At 32.8% G+C, this 23324-nt stretch carries 25 protein-coding genes; 12 read left to right on the forward strand and 13 right to left on the reverse strand.

The features are described 5' to 3' along the window. Positions 1 to 17: 17 nt before the first annotated feature. On the reverse strand, positions 18 to 788 hold the full coding sequence (locus AAGD39_RS04900) for a COQ9 family protein (RefSeq protein WP_341756279.1): 771 nt from the start codon (positions 786 to 788) through the stop codon (positions 18 to 20). 262 nt (positions 789 to 1050) lie between these two features. Between AAGD39_RS04900 and rpsU the strand changes: the two genes are divergently transcribed. Next, positions 1051 to 1251: a 30S ribosomal protein S21 gene (gene rpsU, locus AAGD39_RS04905; RefSeq protein WP_341756280.1), complete on the forward strand. Its 201-nt coding sequence runs from the start codon at positions 1051 to 1053 to the stop codon at positions 1249 to 1251. A 307-nt stretch (positions 1252 to 1558) separates the two neighbouring features. After that, the gene (locus AAGD39_RS04910) at positions 1559 to 2770 is read left to right on the forward strand and encodes a hypothetical protein (protein ID WP_341756281.1); all 1212 of its coding nucleotides are present in this window, start codon (positions 1559 to 1561) and stop codon (positions 2768 to 2770) included. A 40-nt stretch (positions 2771 to 2810) separates the two neighbouring features. Here the strand turns inward: AAGD39_RS04910 and AAGD39_RS07050 are convergent, their stop codons facing one another. Continuing rightward, complete coding sequence (locus AAGD39_RS07050) at positions 2811 to 3083, reverse strand: transposase (RefSeq protein WP_375359763.1); 273 nt, start codon at positions 3081 to 3083, stop codon at positions 2811 to 2813. Here AAGD39_RS07050 and AAGD39_RS04920 point away from each other — a divergent pair. Continuing rightward, on the forward strand, positions 3051 to 3182 hold the full coding sequence (locus AAGD39_RS04920) for a hypothetical protein (protein WP_341757274.1): 132 nt from the start codon (positions 3051 to 3053) through the stop codon (positions 3180 to 3182). The two genes, AAGD39_RS07050 and AAGD39_RS04920, sit on opposite strands and share 33 nt — an antisense overlap. A gap of 222 nt (positions 3183 to 3404) precedes the next feature. Here AAGD39_RS04920 and AAGD39_RS04925 read toward each other — a convergent pair whose 3' ends face one another. From AAGD39_RS04925 to coxB, 6 genes are all read right to left on the reverse strand, one after another. Next, positions 3405 to 3533, reverse strand: a complete 129-nt coding sequence (locus AAGD39_RS04925) for a hypothetical protein (RefSeq protein WP_341756282.1) — start codon at positions 3531 to 3533, stop codon at positions 3405 to 3407. Then, positions 3517 to 4149: an IS110 family transposase gene (locus tag AAGD39_RS04930; protein ID WP_341756283.1), complete on the reverse strand. Its 633-nt coding sequence runs from the start codon at positions 4147 to 4149 to the stop codon at positions 3517 to 3519. The genes AAGD39_RS04925 and AAGD39_RS04930 overlap by 17 nt, the downstream gene beginning before the upstream one ends. A 277-nt stretch (positions 4150 to 4426) precedes the next feature. Beyond that, the gene (gene leuS, locus AAGD39_RS04935) at positions 4427 to 6937 is read right to left on the reverse strand and encodes a leucine--tRNA ligase (RefSeq protein ID WP_341756284.1); all 2511 of its coding nucleotides are present in this window, start codon (positions 6935 to 6937) and stop codon (positions 4427 to 4429) included. A 209-nt stretch (positions 6938 to 7146) separates the two neighbouring features. Continuing rightward, positions 7147 to 7668, reverse strand: coding sequence for a DUF3576 domain-containing protein (locus AAGD39_RS04940; protein ID WP_375318626.1), 522 nt, complete (start codon positions 7666 to 7668; stop codon positions 7147 to 7149). Between the two features lie 802 nt (positions 7669 to 8470). Continuing rightward, entirely contained in the window at positions 8471 to 9088 is a 618-nt protein-coding gene (locus tag AAGD39_RS04945) for a CatB-related O-acetyltransferase (protein WP_341756285.1), read from the reverse strand. Between the two features lie 276 nt (positions 9089 to 9364). Beyond that, a complete protein-coding gene (gene coxB, locus AAGD39_RS04950; protein WP_341756286.1) occupies positions 9365 to 10165 on the reverse strand; it encodes a cytochrome c oxidase subunit II in 801 nt (266 codons plus the stop codon). A 296-nt stretch (positions 10166 to 10461) separates the two neighbouring features. Here coxB and AAGD39_RS04955 point away from each other — a divergent pair, with 296 nt between their 5' ends. From AAGD39_RS04955 to glyA, 5 genes are all read left to right on the forward strand, one after another. Then, positions 10462 to 11172 (forward strand): B3/4 domain-containing protein, encoded by a 711-nt coding sequence (locus tag AAGD39_RS04955; RefSeq protein ID WP_341756287.1) that lies wholly within the window; start codon positions 10462 to 10464, stop codon positions 11170 to 11172. Positions 11173 to 11423: 251 nt separating this feature from the next. Further along, entirely contained in the window at positions 11424 to 12176 is a 753-nt protein-coding gene (locus AAGD39_RS04960) for a YebC/PmpR family DNA-binding transcriptional regulator (protein WP_341756288.1), read from the forward strand. Beyond that, positions 12169 to 12921: a sugar phosphate nucleotidyltransferase gene (locus AAGD39_RS04965; protein ID WP_375318620.1), complete on the forward strand. Its 753-nt coding sequence runs from the start codon at positions 12169 to 12171 to the stop codon at positions 12919 to 12921. The genes AAGD39_RS04960 and AAGD39_RS04965 overlap by 8 nt, the downstream gene beginning before the upstream one ends. Before the next feature lie 71 nt (positions 12922 to 12992). Then, complete coding sequence (locus AAGD39_RS04970; protein ID WP_341756290.1) at positions 12993 to 13652, forward strand: dienelactone hydrolase family protein; 660 nt, start codon at positions 12993 to 12995, stop codon at positions 13650 to 13652. Positions 13653 to 13897: 245 nt separating this feature from the next. Then, positions 13898 to 15160 (forward strand): serine hydroxymethyltransferase, encoded by a 1263-nt coding sequence (glyA, locus tag AAGD39_RS04975; RefSeq protein WP_341756291.1) that lies wholly within the window; start codon positions 13898 to 13900, stop codon positions 15158 to 15160. A gap of 476 nt (positions 15161 to 15636) precedes the next feature. Here glyA and AAGD39_RS04980 read toward each other — a convergent pair whose 3' ends face one another. Genes AAGD39_RS04980 through AAGD39_RS04990 form a run of 3 tightly spaced genes read right to left on the reverse strand, consistent with a single transcriptional unit; the run spans position 15637 to position 17808 of the window. Next, the gene (locus tag AAGD39_RS04980) at positions 15637 to 16311 is read right to left on the reverse strand and encodes a TIGR02281 family clan AA aspartic protease (protein WP_341756292.1); all 675 of its coding nucleotides are present in this window, start codon (positions 16309 to 16311) and stop codon (positions 15637 to 15639) included. Between the two features lie 26 nt (positions 16312 to 16337). Next, complete coding sequence (locus AAGD39_RS04985; RefSeq protein ID WP_341756293.1) at positions 16338 to 17060, reverse strand: amino acid ABC transporter ATP-binding protein; 723 nt, start codon at positions 17058 to 17060, stop codon at positions 16338 to 16340. Position 17061: 1 nt separating this feature from the next. Then, positions 17062 to 17808 carry an MBL fold metallo-hydrolase gene (locus AAGD39_RS04990; RefSeq protein WP_341756294.1) on the reverse strand — a complete coding sequence of 249 codons (747 nt, stop codon included), beginning with the start codon at positions 17806 to 17808 and terminating at the stop codon, positions 17062 to 17064. 34 nt (positions 17809 to 17842) lie between these two features. On the opposite strand from AAGD39_RS04990, the gene AAGD39_RS04995 reads away from it, so the two are divergent. Together AAGD39_RS04995 and AAGD39_RS05000 are read left to right on the forward strand one after the other, a co-directional pair. Further along, positions 17843 to 18493, forward strand: coding sequence for a phosphatase PAP2 family protein (locus AAGD39_RS04995; RefSeq protein ID WP_341756295.1), 651 nt, complete (start codon positions 17843 to 17845; stop codon positions 18491 to 18493). Positions 18494 to 18678: 185 nt separating this feature from the next. Then, a complete protein-coding gene (locus tag AAGD39_RS05000) occupies positions 18679 to 19116 on the forward strand; it encodes a transposase (protein WP_341756296.1) in 438 nt (145 codons plus the stop codon). A 271-nt stretch (positions 19117 to 19387) separates the two neighbouring features. Here the strand turns inward: AAGD39_RS05000 and AAGD39_RS05005 are convergent, their stop codons facing one another. After that, entirely contained in the window at positions 19388 to 19858 is a 471-nt protein-coding gene (locus AAGD39_RS05005) for an RT0821/Lpp0805 family surface protein (protein WP_341756297.1), read from the reverse strand. 135 nt (positions 19859 to 19993) lie between these two features. Between AAGD39_RS05005 and AAGD39_RS05010 the strand changes: the two genes are divergently transcribed. Both AAGD39_RS05010 and AAGD39_RS05015 read left to right on the forward strand, forming a co-directional pair. Next, positions 19994 to 20902: a cation diffusion facilitator family transporter gene (locus AAGD39_RS05010; protein ID WP_341756298.1), complete on the forward strand. Its 909-nt coding sequence runs from the start codon at positions 19994 to 19996 to the stop codon at positions 20900 to 20902. Continuing rightward, positions 20859 to 21365 carry a nucleoside deaminase gene (locus tag AAGD39_RS05015; RefSeq protein ID WP_375318613.1) on the forward strand — a complete coding sequence of 169 codons (507 nt, stop codon included), beginning with the start codon at positions 20859 to 20861 and terminating at the stop codon, positions 21363 to 21365. Before AAGD39_RS05010 ends, AAGD39_RS05015 begins: the two co-directional genes overlap by 44 nt. Before the next feature lie 117 nt (positions 21366 to 21482). Here AAGD39_RS05015 and AAGD39_RS05020 read toward each other — a convergent pair whose 3' ends face one another. Continuing rightward, positions 21483 to 23318: a sensor histidine kinase NtrY-like gene (locus AAGD39_RS05020; RefSeq protein WP_341756299.1), complete on the reverse strand. Its 1836-nt coding sequence runs from the start codon at positions 23316 to 23318 to the stop codon at positions 21483 to 21485. Positions 23319 to 23324: the final 6 nt, after the last annotated feature.

Genomic DNA, 23324 nt, shown 5'->3' on the forward strand with positions numbered 1-23324 from the left:
GTTTATAATATTGATTATTATGAAAATAGTCGAATAATTGGTATGTCGACAGGATTGGGTAGCTTTAACATATTCTTACATTTAGAGGTCATAGTTATAATATTGGATAAGGACTTAGTAATATATTGATCAGTATTTACATTATTTTCTGACTCATCTTGAATGTAATAAAGTATTGAAGTTATATAAACACTGAGTAACAGACCTCTCTTAGTATAATAATTGTAATCTATAGACTTATCACCTGCATAACGCCAAATTAAGTCACAAGTACGAAAAGCTATTTTTGTTGCAAATATACTGTTTGATGGTGTGGTAAAATAACTGCGATTTCTTAAATGCACAAGCTTTGAGTATAAATTGTCGTCATTGCGAGGAGACGTAAGCCTACGAGGCAATCCATTTATAGTCATTTCTTTGGTTTGCTTCGTCGCTACTAAAGTAGCTTCTCGCAATGACGTTTGTGAATTTGGTGTAATGTTAGTAGGGTCAGATATACAATCTTTTATTCTAATTCTTAAAGCTAAATCAATTTTAGCTCTTATTTTAATTGGAGTTTCTTGTTGAGATAGTAAATCAAGCATGTTCTGGTCTTGCCAATTTTCAAAAAAATCAACTATTTCCCTTATGCCACCCGGAAAGATTATATGACAATATCCTTTAACAAAACCACATTCTGCTTCGGCATCTGCTAATAATTTATTATTCCATTGATTAAAAGCTAGCAATTTGGGTAAAGTCTGTACAAATTGTACTTTTAAACTATGATATTTCTCTTCAATAGTCATAATATTTATTTAAAAACAAAATTTTACTATCATCCTGAACTTGTTTCAGGATATACATTATACACAATTAATATCCTGAAACAAGTTCAGGATGACTCCTAGGCTATAGATTTAGGATGACTCTTAAGCTGCAATTAGAGCAATATCATCATTTATATTTTGAATTGATAATTGCTGATATAGCTTGACATATATATTTAGTATATAGATAATGCTCACATCATTCAACAGTCTAATTTGTGTTAAAAGGGGGTAATTAAAAGTGATACTAGTAAATGTTCATGCTGGGAATGGGGAGCAAGCAATTAAAAATTTAAAAAGAAAAATGCAAAGAGAGCTTGTTTTTCGTTCAATGAAAATGTCTCGTTTCTATGAACCTCCTTCAGTAAAACGTGTCCGTAAGGATCAAGAAACAGAAAGAAGGAAAAGAAAAGTTGCTCGTAAACAATTGATAGAAGGTTAATTGTGTGTATAATACACCGTCATTGCGAGGAGCTACTTTAGTAGCGACGAAGCAATCCAATGAATATGGATTGCCACGACCACTATGCGTGGCCTCGCAATGACGTATATGTATACTACTCGTAAATGAAGAAGGAAATGTCATTGCGAGAAGGCGTAAGGCCGACGAAGCGATCCAAAACATTAGCTTGCCTATGCCTAATCTAGTGGATTGCTTCGTCACCGCTAAAGTGGTTTCTCGCAATAACGCTAATTCTGCTAACTCATCGACGGCTATGGGGATGGTACAATTCTAAATTTGAGGCATTATGATTATTAGAACATATTTTTGGTATATTCTCTTTACAATTTTAATAATATTATCTTGTGCCATGCATACCTACGCAACTGAGACAAAAAGCACTAACTTGTACATCATAAGTGATAAAGCTTTTGTTGGAGATCGTAGTCAATTGTTAGGAGTAGCAAGAGAAAGTGAAAAATACTTCAAAGGTAAATCTGTTAAGCTAAATGTTGAAGAATATGATAAATCTCAATTGGAAACCATTAAAAATCAAATTAGCAATAACAAAAATCCTACCATTATAGTTTCAGTTGGTTATTACGGTATAGAATCAATAAGCAACTTAAAATCAGATCCAGAGCTAGCAAAAAAGATTATAGCGGTGCATCTTTCTCACCAATTATTAGATAATGGGACTTTATCACATCAGCAACTTATTCAAGAAAAACACAATAACTTTTCCGGTGCCGATATGATAGTTTTACCTAGTCATGCATTAGACAAGCAATCTACACAACTTACTGGTGCAAATACTATATTGCTTACTACTAATGGGGTGGCACATAATATGCAAATTTCGGATATTGAGTCAGAATATAATACGTATAAATCAGTATTTTCTTCGTCCGATAAATATTTAGCAGTGATTCTAGCAGGGGATGTGCCAGAAAATGGTACATATCACTGCTATTCAAATAAGGAAGCAGAGAAACTAGCCAATTATGTTAGTGATCTTGCACTAAAAAATAATTATTTTGTTTTACTCTCCAATGGGCCTCGTACAGGGAAATATGATTGTCAAAACAAAAAAGAACTTAGTGTACATGAAAAAGATAGTATAATTGACGCGGTGACCTCAAGTTTCCAAAAGGTTTTACAAGAAAATAAAGTACCTTTCAAACTATTCGACTTTAAGAAAGGACAACCCAGCATGTATAGAGCTATTTTAGGGGCTGTTTTATATAACAAGCATAGTTTAATTATAGTACCAGGCAAATCCACTTCCATGGTCTCGGAAACCGTAGACATGTTGCCTGCTAAGAGTGTCACGGTATATTATAATTCAACAATGAATGAAACCCATAAAAGACATATAAAAAATGAGTTTGATAAAGGAAGGGTGTCAGTTATTGATGAGAATATGCATCTTCATTTGCCTAATAATACACGGGCTAAATATCTTTCTGCTAGTGAAAATATAGCTAAGAGCATATACAGCTTATGGCATAAAATATAAAAATCCTTTGTGCATCAAATTATTGTGACATAATTTAACCTCAGTTCGACATAAGCAAGAGATTAAGATTGTTTAATTTTTTAAAAGGTATAGAAATTTTATTAGGTTTAAAAACATACATCAGCAGACCAGCTAATAAATTAGTTTGAAAATTCATCACGGCTCTATGTCTTGTATGGTTTATATGAAAAAGGTTTTTCAATTGATCATTAATGGTTTCGATAATGCCTCTGTTATTTAGTCTCTCCGTCAAAAAGGTTATAAATATAAGAGGTAATACATGTCTAGGGTCAAAAATCATACCATAATCCATAAGATTTTTACCTTATTTTGCCAAAAACCTTATGGGTTTTCAGAACTTTATAGTTTAACCAAAGAACAATGTGTCATCCCTGCGAACGCAGGGATATAAAACAACACCTAAAAAAACCCTAGACATTGTTAACAAAGCTTATTTAGTTGGTGAATAAAGTTTTTTTTGCTGCAAATTATAAGATTTTTTTGAAATAGGTACACTATTCCAGCAAAAATCTTATTAATTTTCGCTAAAAAATCCATTAATTCATCAATTAAATAAGCTTTGTTAACAGCAATTATCTTTTATCTAAATTTTCAAAAAAATAAAAATATTTATCTAAATAACAAAACAACGTTTTTGTTGAATAAGTTTATGGCATACTTCAAGTAGTTTACGTATGCATGCAACTATAGCAACCTTTTTAGGTTTAAAATTGTTAACAAGCCTATCATATAAAGCTTTCAAATTTAGCTACGCATTTACCAATACCAGGCACACTCTCTAATATTTTTACCTTCTCTTTCAACTCTTCTGACTCATCTATTACTTCACTTAATTTTTTATCAAGCTCAGCTATTTCATTCTGTAAAAATTTAATGAGCTTTTCTATACTCTTTTTATCAATACCATCAATACTATGATGTAGCCTCTTCTTTTCATTGCTAAGCATTAATACTAAATCTTCTCGCCTTTGCTGATATCTCTTCAAAGTATCGGATTCAACTTGATATAAATAATTAGCTGAAAGCTGCATCTTATCGCCATAATATGCCAATTTAAATGCGTCCTTCTTATCAGTTTTACACAAATTCACCGATTTACTAAATGAATTAAAGCTATATGTATTGACTTTATGTACCTGTTGTTTATTATTATACAATTTTTGGCAAATATCCGCTTCATAACCTCCAGTAGGTTCACATACTATTAGCTTAATTTCTTGTTCTTTTGTTAATTTTATCAGTTCTTCATGCCCTAACTTATCGTTGGAAAAACGATTATATATCGGTTTATTGTTAGACTCATATAAACATATATCTAACCATTTTTTACTTACATCTAGACCTATTATTTTACTCATGATATAATCTCCTTCATCTTATTGTGCAAGGCTGCTGTTTCCAGCACCTTCTGCAATTTGTTCAAAGCAAACTTTGTAAGAGGGTACTTATTCTGTTTACGACTATTTCAGTCCAGTGTCTATCAAGTCACCCTCTTACAATTACTTATATCATAATTTAAAGATATAAGTGTCTACAACGGCAAGTAACGAAACAAGCGTACTGTCTGACGCAGATTATTTTTGTTTCGGTGTTTTAACAGTAGCATCTTTTATTAACATTTCCTTTCATCCTTATTCACACCACGATATTTACTATTTTCGAGGGTATTATGATAATTTTCTTAGGCTCATTACCGCTTAAATGCTTTTGTATCTCGGGTAATTGCATTACCACATTCTGAATCTCAATATCACTCGTTACATTAGTAAATTCGTGCGTAGCCCTTAGTTTACCATTAATTTGGATAGCCATGATATAAGATTTTAGCTCCAACAATGATTCATCGAAAGAAGGCCAGGAAGTTTGATATAATCTTTCCTTATTGCCTAATTTTTGCCAAATTTCCTCTGTAATATGTGGAATGAATGGGTTAAGTAACTTGATCAATATATTAAACCCCTCTTTAACACTATCAATATTGGCTTCCTTGCCCTTAGATATTTCATCTGATAAAGCATTAAATAGTTCCCGCATCCTTGCTATAGCTTTATTTAGCTTAAAATCCTTTAGTTCTTCGGTAACGTGTTTGATAGTGTAATGGGTAATCCTTGTTAGTTTATTATTAGCACTCTCCGTTATTTTACTATTAATTAGTATTTTTGCCATATTTTCTAACTTGCCAATAAAACGAGAACAACCTTCAAGACCATTTGCCGACCATTCAAAATCTTTCTCTGGCGGACTATCGGAGAGGACAAATAACCTAATAGCATCAGCACTATGGTTGGTCAATATTGACTCTAAATCCACGACATTCTTTTTGGATTTACTCATTTTTTCTATTCGCCCTTGAAATACTTCTTCTCCATTATTCTTATTAACCCACTTGTCAGATTGTTTTATTACCTCATCTGGATAAAGCCAATTATTATTCGTATCTCTATAGGTAGCATGTAGAACCATACCTTGAGTTAGTAAATTAGTAAAAGGCTCGCGAATGCTAAGATAGCCTTGTTCGTTCATTACTTTCGTAAAAAACCTAGAATAAAGAAGGTGCATTACTGCATGTTCAATTCCACCAATATACTGATCAACAGGTAGCCAATAATCGCAGGCTTGTTTGTCAGTGATATCTTTTGCTGCCACACTACAATAACGGGTAAAATACCAAGAAGACTCAAAGAATGTATCTAATGTGTCGGTCTCACGAGTAGCTTGTTTTTGACATTTTGGGCAATTAGTATGTTTCCAAGTAGGATGCAAATCAAGAGGGTTGCCATGCCCAGAAAATGCAACATCGCTTGGTAAAGTTATTGGCAAGTCTTTTTCAGCTACTGGCACAGTTCCACAATTTGAGCAATAGATTATTGGAATAGGGCAACCCCAGTATCTTTGTCTTGATACCCCCCAGTCTTTCAGGCGGTAGTTAATAGTACGTTTGCCCAAACCACGCTTCTCAAGCTCTTCTATAGATTTTTGTTTAGCCTCATGAATAGTCAGATCATTTAGAAAATCTGAGTTGATCATGATACCATCACATGTGTAAGATTCTGAGTGCGCATCTATTGGAATATCCTTATTAATTACCACTTGTTTTATTGGTAATCCCATTTTCTTTGCTAATTCATGATCTCTTTCATCATGTGTTGGGCATCCAAAGATCGCTCCAGTACCATAATCCATTAATACAAAATTTGTTATTATCACAGGAATAATAATTGTCGGATCAAATGGGTGAATAGCAAAAAGGTCAGTAAACACCCCTTCTTTCTCGGCTTTATCTATTGCAGCATTAGTGTGTAATTGTGAACATTTTTCAATAAAAGATACTATATCTTTATTATTATCAACTAACTGCTCTATTATTGGATGGTTATAGGCTATTGCAAGAAAACTTGCGCCAAAGATAGTTTCTGGTCGAGTAGAAAATACTTCAATACTAGCTTGACGATCTTTAATTCTAAAACTAAAATTTACTCCTTCCGATTTGCCTATCCATTTTTCCTGCATAGATTTAACAGAATCAGGCCAGAAATCCAGTTTCGAAATTTCATTTAATAGTTCCTCAGCATAATTAGTGATTTTTAAAAACCATTGTTTTAAATATTTTTTCTCAACTAAGGCACCTGAACGCCATCCACGACCATCTACTACTTGCTCGTTAGCTAAAACAGTATTATCCACAGGATCCCAATTGACTAAAGACTCTTTTTGATAGGCTAAACCTCTCTCATAGAGTTCTAAAAAGAATTTTTGTTCATGCTTATAATAATCTGGATCACAAGTTGTTATTTCTCTTGACCAATCATATGAAAAGCCAATTGATTTTAGCTGATCTTGCATAGTTGCGATGTTTGAATAAGTCCAATCTTTAGGATTAGAGTTATTATTAATGGCAGCATTCTCTGCTGGCAAGCCAAAAGCATCCCAACCCATAGGATGTAATACGTTATATCCCTGTGATTTCATAAAACGAGCTATGCAATCTCCAATAGAATAGTTACGTATATGTCCAACATGAATTTTCCCGGAAGGATATGGTAACATTTCAAGTACATAATATTTAGGCTTGATACTGTCATTTTCTGCTGCAAAAGCTTTTTCCTCAAGCCAAATTTCTTGCCATTTTTTCTCAATATTTTTCATAATTCATACGTTACTTATTGGTATTTTGTAGCTAACCATATTAGCATTTAGCCATAGTAACCTAATGTTATTACGAGAAGGCGTAAGCCGATGAAGCAATCCATTTCTAATCACTTTTCTGGATTGCTTCATCGCTACTAAAGTAGCTCCTTTCAATGACGGGAAAGCTATCTAAATATTTTCTGGTTAGCTATATAGCGAGTATATCATTATTTTCTTTCTGCACTAATATATAATTCTCTAGCTTTTCGTAAAATTTTATCTTCTATGTTATTAGCTAGCTCTGGGGTAGTATGATTGTCTAGCCAGTGACCATTTTTAAGTGTTTGTTCAAATATTCTTACTTGAATTGCATCTGGACTAATAACGTTATCCTTAATAAAAATATTTATTTTAAATCGAAAATCTGTTTTTCCTTTTGGACTATACCATTCAGTAATAATAACTCCACCGATTGAATCGCTTGAAGCAAGAGGAACAAAACTTAAGGTTTCTATAGAAGCTTGCCATAAATATTTATTGATATTACCTACCTCCGTTTTTGTAGATTCATTCTTTATTCTACCTGGTCTAAATATCAAACCTTCTCCTCCAACTATCGATCCCATTTCCTCCATCTGTCTTTCTTGTTCGCTTTCTGGATATTTTGAATCTCTAGCAATTGCCGAAATTGGGGAGAAGAATAGGCTTGACATTAAGCCAATAATGATTTTTTTGGAGTGTTCTTTCATAAATATTCTATTTTTATAGTGTTAATTTGATATAGTTAACTCGATTAGCATTATGCCGTTATTGTGGGCAATAGCGGAGTACGATGAAGTAATCCATAAAGTAACTATAAATTGTTTCGTTCGGACTTCTCGCCTTCTCGCAATGACGCTAGACACTGTTAACAAAGCTTATTTGATTGATGAATTAATGGATTTTTTAGCGAAAATTAATAAGATTTTTGCCGGAATAGTATACCTATTTCAAAAAAATCTTATAATTTGCAGCAAAAAAAAACTTTATTCACCAACTAAATAAGCTTTGTTAACAGTGTCTAGTTATTTTCCTGCAACTTTTAAACTGCTATGATGACCTATAAAACTCCTTCCTCTTCTAATTTTCGATAATTGTAGCGTAAGATCGACTCAAAATATAGAATTTAAATTTTGTTCACAGCAACCTAAAATCATGGCTTTGAATGAATGGATGTACAAACGTTACTTTCATCATGATTACGATTTAATGCTGTTATACCGTATAGTAAGCCCTTATCATTATTTTTCATTGAATTATCAAGGCAAATTTGCTGCTTACCAATCTTGCGACGAACTGTAGATATCAAACATTCAACACATTTACCTCTCTTATCCCTTTTTTTATACTCGAATTATCTGAATACATGATGGACACCTCATAGGAAGATTTTGTATTAAACCAATGATATAAAGCTATACCTATAGTAAGCATTATAATAAAAATACCGAAATAACACAAAGAATGGTAGGTTTTTTGCGTTTTTAGGAAAAAAACTTTATACATATTTTACTACTTACAATCTTTAAGTTGTTTAATATCCGCCCCTACTATGACTTCGATATTTCTAGTAATTTTATCATAATTCCAATCCCACCATTTTATTTGTACTAACTCATTGATTATATCATCTGAGAATCTTTTCCTAATAATTCGACTAGGATTACCTGCAACGATAGAGTAGGGTGGTACATCCTTGGTGACCACTGCATATGCTCCGATAATTGCTCCATCCCCTATTGTTACTCCCGGCATAATGACTGCATTGATACCAAACCACACATCATTGCCAACTATTGTACTTCTAACCTTGTTGCAAGTTGGAGTATAAGTATTCCAACCTTCAAAAATAAAAAATGGATAAGTAGAAAAACCATCCATAAGATGGTTTACATCATCCATGATGAAAGTAGTTCCCTTGGCAATAGCACAAAACTTACCGATAATTAACTTACACTGGTGACAGCCTATAATATTATTACGTTCAAACTGTTCTGGATAGTGGTTATCATGATAGTAACTATAATCACCTACCATTATGTTAGGATTATGAATAAAATGTTTTAAAAATATAGTTTCTTTAACCTGTTTTGGGTAAATATGTGGATAATTATTGCTAGACTGTACCATAAAACCTCGTTCATTTAGTGAATATTAACTTTTATTTTGAGTATATACTAAAAATATCTAGCACTAAGCTTTTCACTTAATTTAACTTAAAAAATATTTATTATTTATAGTGTCTGAGTAAAATCGCTGATGTCATCCTAGGCCAAAGGCATGAACAACAGACCGTCCACGGTCATCCTGAACTTGTTTCAGGCTCTATATACATTTAACAAGATCCTGAAATAAATTCAGGATGACTATAAAATTGATTCTCTAAAAAGGGTTGCTTCGTCGACCTCATGATCTCTTCGCAATAACGTTTGTTTTTGCTTTCATAGAGAATTTACTTTTTGTTGCAATCAGCCAATTTTGGAAGTCTTCCTTGCTTACCACTTCAATGGCAATCGGCATAAAACCGTGATTAACACCACAAAGCTCTGAACACTGACCGTAATATACACCTTTCTTGTTAATTTTAGTCCAAGTTTCGTTGATTTTCCCAGGAACTGCATCCATCTTTATGCCTAATGCTGGTACTGCAAAACTATGTATAACATCTCCTGCGGTAATTAAAAATTTTACAGTAGTATTTTCTGGTATAATAATACGGTTGTCAACTTCTAATAGTCTTTTTTGACCAAGTTTTAAGTTTTCATCAGTAATTAAATAACTATCAAACTCAATATTATCATGATCAGGGTAGATATAGTGCCAGTACCATTGATATCCTACAACTTTAACCGTCATATCTACTTCAGGAATTTTTTCAGCAAACCGTAAAATACGGAACGATGGTACAGCAATAATAATCAAAATTATTATCGGAATTATTGTCCAAATAACTTCAATCAATATATTATGAGAGAATTTTGCTGGAATGGGATTTGCTTTAGCATTGAATCTGATACAAACATACATTAGTAGAACAAAAATAAAGAGAACTATTTCCCCTGATATGAGTAGCAAGAAATTATGAAACCCCTGTAGCTCCTCCATAAGAGGGCTTGCTGGAGTTTGCAGCAGCATTTGCCACGCCTGAGGTTCTGATGCTAGGCAATCGTGAGCAAATAAAAGATATAAAATTACAAATTTTTTCATAAATAATACTTAGTGGGCTTAACTCTATATGCTATAGTCGGACAATATAGCTAAATTGTTATTAGTTCCTAAATGTCATTGCGAGGAAGAGGATTGCTGCTACGAAGCAATCCTCTTCTGGTCTTTTGGATTGTGCTTCGTCGCTACTAAAGTAGTTCCTCGCAATGACGGAGAGGCTATCTAGAACCTTAACGAATTAGCTAATAATAAGATGATATGTAGTTTTATTAAAGTAAAAAATAAGGGATGCTAAAAAAACTTGAAGAATTTATTATTAAATTATTGGAGATTCAATTATGGAAAGTGTGGTGCGAGGGTTTAACAGACGAATAAGTATCAGCAAAGAATTGATAGAAGCCTCAGGAGGGGTTCTAGTATTAGGAGTTATTACAGCAAAGGTGCAAGTAAGTTCATTAAACCAAAACTTATGGGATTTATTGCAAGATAGTAGCAAAAGTCAAAGAAAACATGATCCTAAAACAATTAGTGAATTGATTCCTATTAAAGCTTTACGCGATGCTTACAAGAACTTAGGAGTAAAAGTTTCTAGTTATCTAGGATCTAATGAAGCTTTATTAAAAAGAATTCTTTCAGATAAGGGATTATATCAAATTAATACGGTTGTAGACATAAATAATTATGTTTCTATTACTTCGTTACGGTCTGTAGGATCTTATGATTTATCTAAGTTATCAGGAGATATTGAATTTCGACCAGGAAAATCAGGGGAAACTTATATTGGCACTACAAATAGGGCAATTAATCTTGAGCATTTACCCGTATTATGTGATCGGGATGGACCATTTGGCAGCCCTACATCTGATTCAAGTAAGGCTTTAATTCAGGACTCAACGACTGATATTATTACAGTAATTTTTAGTTTTGATGGAGATCGGTTGTTAAAAGAGCAAATGCATGAAATGACAAGGTTATTGATACAATATGCTGGTGCTACTAATGTGCATACTTATTCGATCAAAGATGGGTTTCAAGAATTACTTCTGTAACTTGAAGAATTTATTATTGACTTTAAGTAGCCTTCTGATACGATCCGGCTTACTATAGTTAACCTGATTAGCTTTACTCCAACGTCATTGCGAGGAGGCGCGAAGCCCGAACGAAGCAATCTATAAAAGAAATTAGAATGGATTGCTTCGTCGGTTTACGCCTCCTCGCAATGACGCCAGTTTGCTGTGGATAAATACTAACCGGATTAGCTATAATGAGTAGATTTTTTAAAATGATTTAAGATTACAATATGGCAGGTCATTCAAAATTTAAAAATATTCAGCATCGAAAAGGTGCACAAGATAAAAAAAGGGCAAAGATTTTTACTAAGTTAGTTAGAGAAATTATTACTGCTGCTAAACTAGGAGTTGATATAAGCAATAATCCACGGTTGCGGAGTAGTATAGCGGCAGCTCGGAGTCAAAATTTGCCAAAAGAGCGAATAGATAAGGCGATAAGTGCAGCCAGTGATTCGAGTAATAACGAAAATTATACAGAAATTAGATATGAGGGCTTTGCTCCTGGTGGGATTGCGATAATAATAGAAGCTTTAACTGATAATAAAAATCGTACGGCTGCGGAGATTAGGGCAGCTTTTAGTAAATTTGGTGGTAATTTAGGTGAGACTGGCAGTGTCAGTTATATGTTTGATCATCTTGGAGTAATACAATATCCAGCAAATTTAGCAACAACAGAAGATATGTTTGACAGTAGCCTAGAGGCGGGAGCAAAAGATATGATTTCTGAAGAAGATACATATTTAATCTACACAGATATTGAGAACTTTGTACAAGCTCTTGAATTTCTAACCAATAAATATGGGCATCCTGAAGAATCTTACATAGGTTGGATGCCTAAGAATGTCACGATCATAGAGGACAAAGATAAGGCGGAGAAGCTACTAAAATTAGTGGATATTTTAGAAGAAAGTGATGATGTGCAGAAAGTTTTTGGTAATTATGAATTATCTGATGCAATTTATGAAACTATGAAGGATGTTTAATATGGAGTGCCAAATTATTGTTTTAGCTGCAGGTAATGGTAAAAGAATGGATTCTACTTTGCCAAAAGTAATGCATAAAGTTGGTGGTAAACCGATGCTTGATAGGGTGATAACCAATGCAAAGCAAGTGAGCAATGAAGTTATTTTGGTTCATTCATGGCAATTAGAAGAACATATTGCTTGTTATAAAGATATTTGTAAATTTGTCTTGCAGCCAGAACCTCTTGGTACTGCTCATGCGGTGTATAGTGCTATGGATTTAATTGATGAGAACAAAATTGTGGCAGTACTTTATGGAGATAATCCTTTAATTACCGTAGATATTATTAATGATTTACTAGAGCATCTAGTGTCAACAAATTCTGCCATAACAACATTGTGCTTTAAGCGAGATAATCCTGGACAATATGGACGAATAGTTACTGATGAATTAGGGAATTTTTTAAGGATTGTCGAATTTAAACAAGCAACGAGCGAGGAGCTAGATATAACAATTTGTAATTCTGGTATTATGGCTTTTGCCAGCGGTATATTAAAAAAATATTTACCTACTATTTTTTTAGAGAAACCTGATAAATTAAAAGAGTTGTATTTAACGGAACTGGTAAAAATCGTTAAGGATGCTGGAGAAGAAGTATCATATCTTCTATCTTCTGACCATGACATAGTGGTTGGAGTAAATACTAAACAAGAACTGGAGGAAGCTAATAGAACTATTGCTAGGTTAACTGGGGTGTCATCTTGAGGCAAAAGTCATCCTGAAACAAGTTCAGGATGACCTTTACTAGGCGAACTATAAAATTAAGAGCTTAAAAAATGACTAAAAATGAAATATTATCTTATCCGGAAGTAAAAAGTTTGAACAGCGAATGTAAAAAGCTAGTTGTATTATTACATGGACTTGGTTCAGATGGAAATGATTTAATAGGATTAGTTCCTTTTATGTCTAAAGAATTACCTGATTGTCATTTTATTGCCCCGCATGGTGTTGAAAAATTTGATAATGCTCCTTATGGCAGACAGTGGTTTAGTTTAAATAACCGTACCCCTGACATAGTCAAGGAATTAGCTGCTAAAAATAGCGGTTTAGTTACTAGTATAATTCAAAAGAAACAGCTAGAGCTAAATTTAACCAATAAAGATACCATCATAATTGGGTTTTCACAGGGAACCATGATGGGACTATATTTAAATTTTATACAAAAAGAACCTTTTAATTGTGTGGTAGGGTTTTCTGGCAGATTAATTTCGCCACAAGAATGTATCAATAAAACTACACCAGTTTGTGTAATACATGGTGAATCAGATGATGTAGTTGATGTAAGTAGCATGGACGAAATAATAGAATATTTACAGAAACATAATATTGCTTATAGTAACTGCAAAATACCAAATCTTGTGCATTCTATTGATGATAGGGGGATACAATTTGCCGTTAAGTTTATAAAAACCCTTAAAATAGGTCACGGCAGTTAAAAATTATAGGGGAAAACAGCTGGTGTAATTGCGAGAAGCTACTTTAGCGGCAACAAAGCAATCTAGAAAGTAATCAGAAGTGAATTGCCACGACCGCTCACGTGGTCTTGCATTATGCATCCACATCGTCATTGCGAGGGGAAGGTCGTAGGTCGAGGAAGCAATCCATAAAAGCAGCTAAAAATTGCTTCCTTGGCTTATGCCTCCTCGCAATGACCTTGGTTATTAAATAGTAGGTTAAATCAATGAATATCTTTACCAATAAATTGTCTGAAACAGATAACGAAATACACCAAATTATTAATGGTGAAAAAAAACGACAGCATGATTTTATTGAATTGATTGCCTCTGAGAACTTTGTAAGCCCAGCAATATTAGAAGCACAAGGCTCAATTCTGACCAATAAATATGCTGAAGGATATCCGGGGAAACGCTATTATAATGGTTGCATAGAGGTTGATAAAGCTGAGGATTTAGCTATAGAGCGGGTTAAAAAACTATTTAATTGTAAATATGCTAATGTTCAGCCTCATTCCGGCTCTCAGGCTAATCAGGCAGTATTTTTAACTCTATTAAAACCACATGATACTATACTTGGTATGTCGCTAGATACTGGGGGGCATTTGACTCATGGTGCTTCGCCTAACTTGTCTGGCAAATGGTTTAACTCTGTGTTCTATTCGGTAAATAAGGAGACTTATCTAATTGATTATCAGCAAATAGAGCAATTAGCAGTGCAGCATAAACCAAAATTAATTATAGCTGGCTATTCCGCCCACTCACGCCAATTAGATTTTGCTAAATTTAGGGAGATTGCTGATAGAGTAGGGGCATATTTGCTAGCGGATATTGCTCATATTGCTGGATTAGTTGCGGTAGGTGAGCATCCAAGTCCTTTGCCTTATGCTCATGTCGTGACTTCTACTACTCATAAAACTCTGCGTGGTCCACGTGGTGGTCTTATTCTGTCAAATGATGAGGAATTGGGTAAAAAGATAAATTCTGCTTTATTTCCTGGGCTGCAAGGTGGACCATTAATGCATATTGTTGCAGCAAAAGCAGTAGCGTTTTTGGAAGCCTTAACACAAAATTATCATCTTTATATAAAACAGGTTATGAGTAATGCAAAAGCTCTTGCTAACAGTTTAATGGCAAGAGGCTATGATATTTTAACTAACGGTACTGATAATCATATAGTATTAGTGGACTTACGAAAATATGGTATAACTGGTAAGATGGCAGCAGATTCACTTGAAAGAGCAGGGATAACCTGTAATAAAAATGCTATACCATTTGATGCCACTTCACCATTTATTACTTCTGGTATTAGGCTTGGTACTCCCGCATGCACCACTAGAGGATTTAAAGAAAAAGAATTTGTCGAAGTTGGTAATATGATTAGCGATGTATTAGATGGCTTGAAAACTGCTGAAGATAATAGTGATTGTGAGCAAAAAATTTTCCAACAGGTTGAAAAGTTGCTAGATAATTTCCCAGTTTATGTTTAAACTATATCGTTATTGCAGAAAAGTACAAGACGCTATTAGCGAGAAGCCACCTTGGTGTGGCAACGAAGCAATTGTAACGAATGTGGATTGCCACAACCACTACGTGGTTTCGCTAATAGCGTCTTGTACTTTTCTGCAATTTTTAAATTGTCATGGGGGTTATGCGTAAGGTGAGTTATTTTATAGATATTTCAACCATCTCTGATCGCTTGAAATTGAAGGTTTTATAAATCTTCCTTGCCTCATGTTGCCTAACACTTAACAAAGCTTATTTAGTTGGTGAATAAAGTCTTTTTTGCTGCAAATTATAAGATTTTTTTGAAATAGGTATACTATTCCGGCAAAAATCTTATTAATTTTCGCTAAAAAATCGATTAATTCATCAATCAAACAAGCTTTGTTAAGTGTCTAGTATACTCAAATGATTTGGAGAATTGGAATGTAAAACAAGGAGGGAGTGAGAGGAGGATAGACTCTTACCAACTTAAAATCAACATATCCCGATCTATTCTGAAACTTTTAAAACGCTCTAATACTGACATGCCTAGTAGTGATATATCAAGACCACCAGTACCTATGTGAGCTTCGACATTTCTAAAAAAAGCCCTGTTATCAATCTCTATACTATTTAATCTCACGGGAGCATCCTTACTCGTACCGTTAGCTGTCGAGTAAGTTCTAGTGTAATTTAGTTTTGATAAGTCAAATCCTAACATTTTAGCATCGCTAGTAGTAAGGGCAACATCACTTGCTCCGGTATCAATCATAAATTTAATTTTTATTCCATTTACTAATGCATTAATATAAAAATGTCCATCACTACTACGACTAATCACTAGTTCCCCTTGTTTATTAACCCAATTATGTGATGGTATTAGTACGGATATGACTCTTTGTGTTGTATAATTTAATTCAAATCTGAAAGCATAACCAATAATTACGATTAAGAAAATTGCCCCCCAAGTTAATAATTGAATAAAAACTATCTTTATTCCCTTCTGACTAAGGGAATTATAAACGATACTGATAATAATCAAAATCATTATAAAGCAAGATATACTATTCTGATTACTCCAAGAAAATTCAGGAAATTGTGTATCTATCAATTTACGTATCAAGAAGGTAATGACAGTACTAATACATAGAAGCATTGTTAATTTTATAAGACTTTTATTGCTCACATTAAGTCACCTATATTCTCTAAAAATAATCTTGCTCTATGAGATTTTGGTTTTTCAAAAAATTCTGCTGCTGGTTGATCACCTAAAACTTGTCCGTGATTCATAAAAATTATCCTATCTGCTATCGCTTTGGCAAATTTAATATGGTGAGTAACAACGATCATCATCATTTGACTTCTTAATAAAGAGATAATATCAATAATATCTTTAATATTTTCAGGGTCTAGAGCTGAAGTAGGCTCGTCAAATAACATTATTTCTGGATTCATCATCAAGGCTCGACAAATTGCTATTCGCTGCTTTTGCCCCCCAGATAGATTGATAGGGAAAGCAGTAATTTTCTGTTTTAAACCAAATTGTTCTAATAATTTTTCCGCATTAGAAATGGCAGTCACTGGTTTCATTCCTAAAATATTAACAGGAGCATATATTAAATTGTCTTGAACATTTAAATGCGGGAAAAGATTAAAGGCTTGAAAAACCATACCAATTTTAAGACAAAGTTTCCTTTTATTCTTTTGAGTCAACTTTTTGTTATCGATGAATACTTGCCCGGTAGTAGGTATTTCTAAAGCATTGATAATCCGCAATAAAGTGGATTTACCACTACCAGAAGAACCTATAATTGCTATAGTTTCCTTTTTTTTGAACTCGAGACTAACATCTTTGACTGCATAGGTTTTACTATACTTTTTTGAAACCTTATCAACTATTATCATACTAAACTATAAATTTATAACCATCATATAGAGGTTTTATATTGTTTGGCAATATTTTTGATATTTCGTGATAATCAATAAAATGATTCATATTAGTTAATAATATTTGTTGTGGCTTGTATTCATCGTTCCATTGTAAAATTTTATCTAATCCTGCATGGCAATCATTAGATTCATACGCCATACAATCTAATATCCACACTTTGATGTTTCTTAAGAATGGTTTGGATTCTACCGGGAAAGCTGCCACATCACTAGAATATACAAAATCACCCACTCTAATACCCAAACTATCTATAGGACCGTGATGCTGTCTAAGAAATTGTACATCTATGGTCTTAATTTTAAATTTTGCAAACAAATCTACCGGTCTTACAATCAGCCTATCAGGAGCAAACAAATGTTGGTGATGATTCTCAGTTTTTAATGCTGTAGCATTATCAGTAAAAATTTCTAAAGGTCTCTTCTGAAAGAATGGGAATACCCGTAAATCATCAATACCATTAACGTGATCTGCATGATAGTGGGTTAATATAGCACCATCCACTTTTTTAATCTTTTCTCGTAGTAATTGTCCTTTAATGTCGAAACCAAAATCAACAAGAATTTGACTATTACCATCATCCATATATATTGATGATCTAGTTCTTTTATTGTAACTTGAAGTCGAGCTACATGTACTGCAATCACAATTAATTATTGGTAAACCAAGAGATGAGCCACATCCTAGTACTGTTATCTGTAGCATAATATTATTTTACTTAAACTAAATAAAATTAAAAATGTTTGAACTTTTATATAATTTCCAAGGTCTTAATCAAGAAATATTCTTGTGGATCAATAGAATAACTAACCATTTTAGCATAATAGCTCATGTTCTACAAATTATCTCTTATTGTTTTAATATTGCCAACTTTGCTATCGCCTATTTGATATATTGTGTATATTTTTACATTCAGCTAAAAAAGATGCAAGATTTTAATCAACGTCATATCAAATTTTGGTCTATCTATAATAAAATGGTATTGATTGGTATAATTTATACGATATTCGGTTGTACTTATGCTCTACTTAAGTTTTCAGTTAATCTACCTAGACCATTCTGCTCATTGCCTATTAACAGTTTTGTAACAATTGCTAATATTGAACTTGAAAGATGTTTATCCAGCTTTCCAAGCAGTCATTCTGGGTTAGCATTATTAACTACCTACTTTATTTGGTCATATATAACAATGGGACAAAAAATTATAGCCCTTTTGATTGTTTTGTTAGTGGCAATCTCACGTATTACTCTTGCTATGCACTATCCAGCTGATATTATTTATAGTTTCCTTATCACCATAATAATTATAATAGTTGGCAGAATAGTTTTTAGAATCTTTGCCAACAATTTAATAAAATGTTTAGGTAATAGTATTTTCAAGATTTTATAGCTAACCCGATTAGCATTACCCAGTCTATTAGACACTGTTAACAAAGCTTATTTGATTGATGAATTAATGGATTTTTTAGCGAAAATTAATAAGATTTTTGCCGGAATAGTATACCTATTTCAAAAAAATCTTATAATTTGCAGCAAAAAAGACTTTATTCACCAATTAAATAAGCTTTGTTAACAGTGTCTAAAGTTTCTGTTTCGGCTTTGCGTAATGATGAAGGAGAGTTAGTAATTATAGCAACCAATGATAATCCTTATCATGCTTTGGATATTTACAAAAGACGCTGGGAAATTGAAAGTCTTTTTGCTTGCCTTAAAACTAGGGGTTTTAATTTTGAAAATACTCATTTGGTACATTTAGATAGAATAAGCAAATTACTAGGAATATTAGCTATAGCTTTTACATTTGCTTATACTGTTGGCATATGGAGACATTCCATTAAACCTATAAAATTGAAAGCCCACGGTAGAAAAGCAATGTCAATTTTCAGATATGGACTTGATTATTTACAAAGAACATATTTAAATCAAGATAAAATGCATAAGGAACTAACTGGCATTATTGACATGTTTATTAAACCATTAATTCCCAGATTGCCCATTATTATATCATGTTAATCTTTTTATCATGTACTGAGGATTTCTCTATATTTTCTATCGGCATAAATCAACTAATCCATAAGGTTTATGCCCTTATTATAGCATTTTCTTATGGATTTTCTATCTTTTTTTACTCGCTACACATATTAGATATTATATCTCTAGACTTTTGACGGGGAGACTAATTAAAAGATGTGAAAATTACGTCTTAAAATTTGGTTTATAGAAGCAAAATCATCTTTTAGTTGCTCCATCGCCAAATCTCAGCTAATCCCTTGAACAGATACGCTTATTTAACAATTTCCCACTGACCATCAGGTTTACGACAAGCTTTACCATAAACTTTCTCCTGCTTACCACCCACAACAGCTGTTTGAGTATATTCACGACAATATTGACCTTGATCATTTTTAAAAGCTCTTTCTGGTGTTACATATCCGTAATTACCACTATCCGGATTACGCCACTCTACGCTTTGACCGCTAGCGCCAGTTTCTAGTGCTTTCTGAGAGCTTAATTGTGCCAACTGCCTATCATGTTCATCCATAGTCTGACCAATTTGACCACCAATAAGGGCTCCAGCTAAAGCCCCTATACCAGTTGCTGCAAGTCGCCCTGTGCCTTTACCAAATTGCGATCCTAAAAGTCCACCAGCTACACCACCAATTAATGTTCCACCACCTTGTTTATTCATACCGGTACAACCATGCAACATTGTTGCTGCCAAAATAATTGCCGTAATTTTGAATGTTAAATTCATAAAAACCATATAATTTTAAGTTAAAGATATACAAGAAACCTTATTAAGAGTTGTTAAATTTGACACATCTCTTGATTAGAGTATACTAAGCCGGATAATAATGTATTTTATATTATAAAACAATTGAAATTTTATATGGCTACTTTAGAGCATCAAAATTTAATTAAATCTGCATCTTACGTATCTTTTATTGTAGCTACATGTATTTTACTTATTAAATATTATGGATGGCTTGTGACTGATTCTCAGTCTATTTTAGCATCTTTAATTGATGCTATGCTTGATATTTCATCGTCTTTTATTAATTTAATTGCTATTCGTTTTGCACTGCAACCTCCTGATTATCACCATAGATTTGGGCATGAGAAAATCCAAGATTTAGCAATTTTTTCACAATCAGTATTCTTTTGTGTTTCTAGTTTATTTATTTGTTCTTCTTCAGTAAAATCTCTTGTAGATGGATCAGTTCCAAACAATATAGAGTCTGGCATCAATGTAATGTATTTATGTATTATCCTAACTTTTATTTTGGTGGCTTATCAAAGTTATGTAATAAAAAAGACTGGTTCGGAAATAATAAAAGTAGACAAATTACATTATTTTACAGATTTATTAACAAATATTGCGGTAATTGTTTCCATAAACTTAACTACTAGTTTTTGGTTTATAGATTCATTATTTGGTATAGGTATTTCAGTATATATAATGTATACTTCTTATGTTTTATTCAGAAAGGCTTTTAAGAATCTTATTGATGAAGAGCTGCCGGAAAAAGATAGAGCAAAAATTCTATCAATAATTACTCAATTTAAAGAAGTAAAAGGCATCCATGAAATGAAAACTAGATATGCTGCAAGTAAACCATTTATACAATGTCACATAGAAATGGATGGAGATATGTCATTATATAGTTCTCATTATCATAGTGATCAAATTTCTAGTGCATTGCTATTAGAGTTTCCAGGGGCAGAAATAATTATTCATCTAGATCCATATGGTTATGAAGAAAAAGTTAATTACCGTGAAAACATCAAGCCAGTTTAACAATTTTTTCATGGAGGAGGCTCTAAAGCAAGCACAACTTGCTTTAGATAACAATGAAATTCCAGTAGGTGCTGTTATAGTCAATAGAGTAAGTAACAAAGTTATTGCAAAGACTCATAATATTGTTGAACAAGTAAATAATCCGATATTGCATGCTGAAATTGTAGCAATAAATCAGTCTTGTCAGATTTTGGCTAGTAAGAATTTATCAGACTGTGATATGTATGTTACTTTAGAACCATGTGCAATGTGTTCTGCTGCAATATCTTTTGCCAGAATGGGTAGATTATTTTATGCTGCAAACGATCCAAAACAGGGGGCAGTTGAGAATGGGGGACGTTTCTTCAATAGTAAATCTTGTTTCTACCGTCCTGAAATATATAGTGGCTTTTCAGCAAAATTTTCTGAAAATCTAATCAGAAAATTCTTTAAAAAAATAAGATATAAAAAATGTCATTCCTAGGTGTTCCTCTCTTGATGGTAATTCTTCATAATACACACCACCACTCTTTGGGACTAAACCCCTAGACACTTATATCATAATTTAAAGATATAAGTGTCTAGAACATTATCGGGTTAGCTATATAATCTGTTTCGAATTATTGAACTTTAATTTTAATTCATCAAGGCTAAATGTTATGTTGATAATAGCGCCACCTTCTGACCGGTTTGCTAATTCTAATGTTGCACAATGATCTTGTGCTATTTTTTTGATAATAGCTAACCCTAAACCAGTTCCTTTAGATCTAGTTGTTATATAAGCTTCTGTTACCCTATCAATTAAATTTGCTTGGAAACCCACCCCATTGTCATCTACTGTAATAGTAACTTGATGATTAGATTTAGTTATAGAAACAGTAATAATACCCTGTTGAAATCTAGTAAGCCTTATAGATTCTTCGGCATTTTTTAATAAATTAACCATGATTTGATTAATTTGAGTTGTGTCGCAAATAAAATCTATATACTGATCAGTTGTGATAAATTTATATAATATTTTATCATTAATTAATTTTCGTGATTCAACCATATTTTTTATAAGAATTACTAGATCACAATCCATAAATACTGGGGCTGGTAATCTTGCAAAATTAACAAATTCAGAGACAATCTTCTTAATATCATCAGTGTGACGTACTATCATTTGTATGTATTTGTTAAATTCCGCTTTATCTTCAACTTGATTACTAAATTTTCTCAACAATCTTTCGGAGGCAAGGTGAATGGGTGTCAAAGGGTTCTTAATCTCATGTGCTACTTTCCTTGCAACATCAGACCAAGCAAGTGCACGCTGAGCTATAACTAAATCTCTTTGTTGACGATCAATTTGTTTAATCATCCTATTAAAAGCTGAGGATAAAACACTTATCTCATCTTTATTAATAACGTCTTCTGGCACTTGGATGGTTAAGTCACCATTTTTAACTTTTTCAGCAGCACTCACTAATTTTCTAATAGGCGTTACTATCTTTGTAGCAAAGATCATACCCCAACTTATTGCAGCTAACAACAGTAATAATGCAATAAAAATAAATACTATAAAAAATTTAATCTGCATACTGGATATATGTTTTTTAAGACGATAATATTCCTCAGCTGCACCGTTAGTTTTATCAATATGATCGGTAATTTTAGCATCAATCAATCTACCTACCAATAAATATATATCATTCTGCTCTTTAAGTTTTATAAGCATTCGAATCTTTGTTGGATCAGATTTTATCTCAACAATCTCTCCTATTTCAGCTCTTTTCATTAAATGAGCTGGAATAGTAGCGAATGAAATTGCAAAACTTAGGAAGGTGTTAGCAATAACAGTATTAGTAGGTTTATGTAAAACTATAACTTCATCAAGAGAACGCATTTCAGCTTCAGAATTTAATGTTTCATTAAATAAAATGGGGTTATGTATTAAGTCATAATACATTTCACTTAAATCATAAGCGACAGATAACGCTGTTTCTCGCAATTGCAGTTTATGCTCATTGATATAAGATTCTGCTACTATTATCGATTGATCAAGCACCGCAGAAATCTTTTTATCGAACCAAGACTGAATGCCAAAATTAAAAAAATATGCTGAAAATACTGAAACAACAATAGTTGGGATTGTAGCAACCAAACTAAAGGCAATGATGATACGATTTTGTAATTTCGAAGACTTATCGATTTCTTCTTTATCAACAAAAGCTCGTAAAAATTTACGAGCTAATAAAATACCTAAAAGTAAGAATATAGTAAGATCTACTAATATGAGTCCGATAACTCTAATTGGGTCTGGTCCAAGAGACTTTGACTCAATTGAAATTACATAATAGGTTGAGCAAGCCAATAAGATGGCTATAATTATTAGGACAAATAGTAATTTACTGCTATCACAATATTTTCTAAGATATCGATAAAAGTGATTCAACATTTTTTT

This window comes from Candidatus Tisiphia endosymbiont of Nemotelus nigrinus (assembly GCF_964026475.1).
Classification (GTDB): Bacteria; Pseudomonadota; Alphaproteobacteria; order Rickettsiales; family Rickettsiaceae; genus Tisiphia.

Bases quoted from the DNA above. Each gene is read 5' to 3' on its own strand.
- coxB (WP_341756286.1), bottom strand. From the start codon at position 10,165: ATGAAAAAATTTGTAATTTTATATCTTTTATTTGCTCACGATTGCCTA.
- leuS (WP_341756284.1), bottom strand. From the start codon at position 6,937: ATGAAAAATATTGAGAAAAAATGGCAAGAAATTTGGCTTGAGGAAAAA.
- AAGD39_RS04930 (WP_341756283.1), bottom strand. From the start codon at position 4,149: ATGAGTAAAATAATAGGTCTAGATGTAAGTAAAAAATGGTTAGATATA.
- AAGD39_RS04910 (WP_341756281.1), top strand. From the start codon at position 1,559: ATGATTATTAGAACATATTTTTGGTATATTCTCTTTACAATTTTAATA.
- AAGD39_RS04970 (WP_341756290.1), top strand. From the start codon at position 12,993: ATGACTAAAAATGAAATATTATCTTATCCGGAAGTAAAAAGTTTGAAC.
- AAGD39_RS04920 (WP_341757274.1), top strand. From the start codon at position 3,051: ATGTCTAGGGTCAAAAATCATACCATAATCCATAAGATTTTTACCTTA.
- AAGD39_RS04985 (WP_341756293.1), bottom strand. From the start codon at position 17,060: ATGATAATAGTTGATAAGGTTTCAAAAAAGTATAGTAAAACCTATGCA.
- AAGD39_RS04980 (WP_341756292.1), bottom strand. From the start codon at position 16,311: ATGCTTCTATGTATTAGTACTGTCATTACCTTCTTGATACGTAAATTG.
- AAGD39_RS05010 (WP_341756298.1), top strand. From the start codon at position 19,994: ATGGCTACTTTAGAGCATCAAAATTTAATTAAATCTGCATCTTACGTA.
- AAGD39_RS05015 (WP_375318613.1), top strand. From the start codon at position 20,859: ATGAAGAAAAAGTTAATTACCGTGAAAACATCAAGCCAGTTTAACAAT.
- AAGD39_RS04945 (WP_341756285.1), bottom strand. From the start codon at position 9,088: ATGGTACAGTCTAGCAATAATTATCCACATATTTACCCAAAACAGGTT.
- AAGD39_RS05020 (WP_341756299.1), bottom strand. From the start codon at position 23,318: ATGTTGAATCACTTTTATCGATATCTTAGAAAATATTGTGATAGCAGT.
- AAGD39_RS07050 (WP_375359763.1), bottom strand. From the start codon at position 3,083: ATGGATTATGGTATGATTTTTGACCCTAGACATGTATTACCTCTTATA.
- AAGD39_RS04955 (WP_341756287.1), top strand. From the start codon at position 10,462: ATGGAAAGTGTGGTGCGAGGGTTTAACAGACGAATAAGTATCAGCAAA.
- AAGD39_RS05005 (WP_341756297.1), bottom strand. From the start codon at position 19,858: ATGAATTTAACATTCAAAATTACGGCAATTATTTTGGCAGCAACAATG.
- AAGD39_RS04965 (WP_375318620.1), top strand. From the start codon at position 12,169: ATGTTTAATATGGAGTGCCAAATTATTGTTTTAGCTGCAGGTAATGGT.
- AAGD39_RS04995 (WP_341756295.1), top strand. From the start codon at position 17,843: ATGTTTGAACTTTTATATAATTTCCAAGGTCTTAATCAAGAAATATTC.
- glyA (WP_341756291.1), top strand. From the start codon at position 13,898: ATGAATATCTTTACCAATAAATTGTCTGAAACAGATAACGAAATACAC.
- AAGD39_RS04960 (WP_341756288.1), top strand. From the start codon at position 11,424: ATGGCAGGTCATTCAAAATTTAAAAATATTCAGCATCGAAAAGGTGCA.
- AAGD39_RS04940 (WP_375318626.1), bottom strand. From the start codon at position 7,668: ATGAAAGAACACTCCAAAAAAATCATTATTGGCTTAATGTCAAGCCTA.
- AAGD39_RS04900 (WP_341756279.1), bottom strand. From the start codon at position 788: ATGACTATTGAAGAGAAATATCATAGTTTAAAAGTACAATTTGTACAG.
- AAGD39_RS04990 (WP_341756294.1), bottom strand. From the start codon at position 17,808: ATGCTACAGATAACAGTACTAGGATGTGGCTCATCTCTTGGTTTACCA.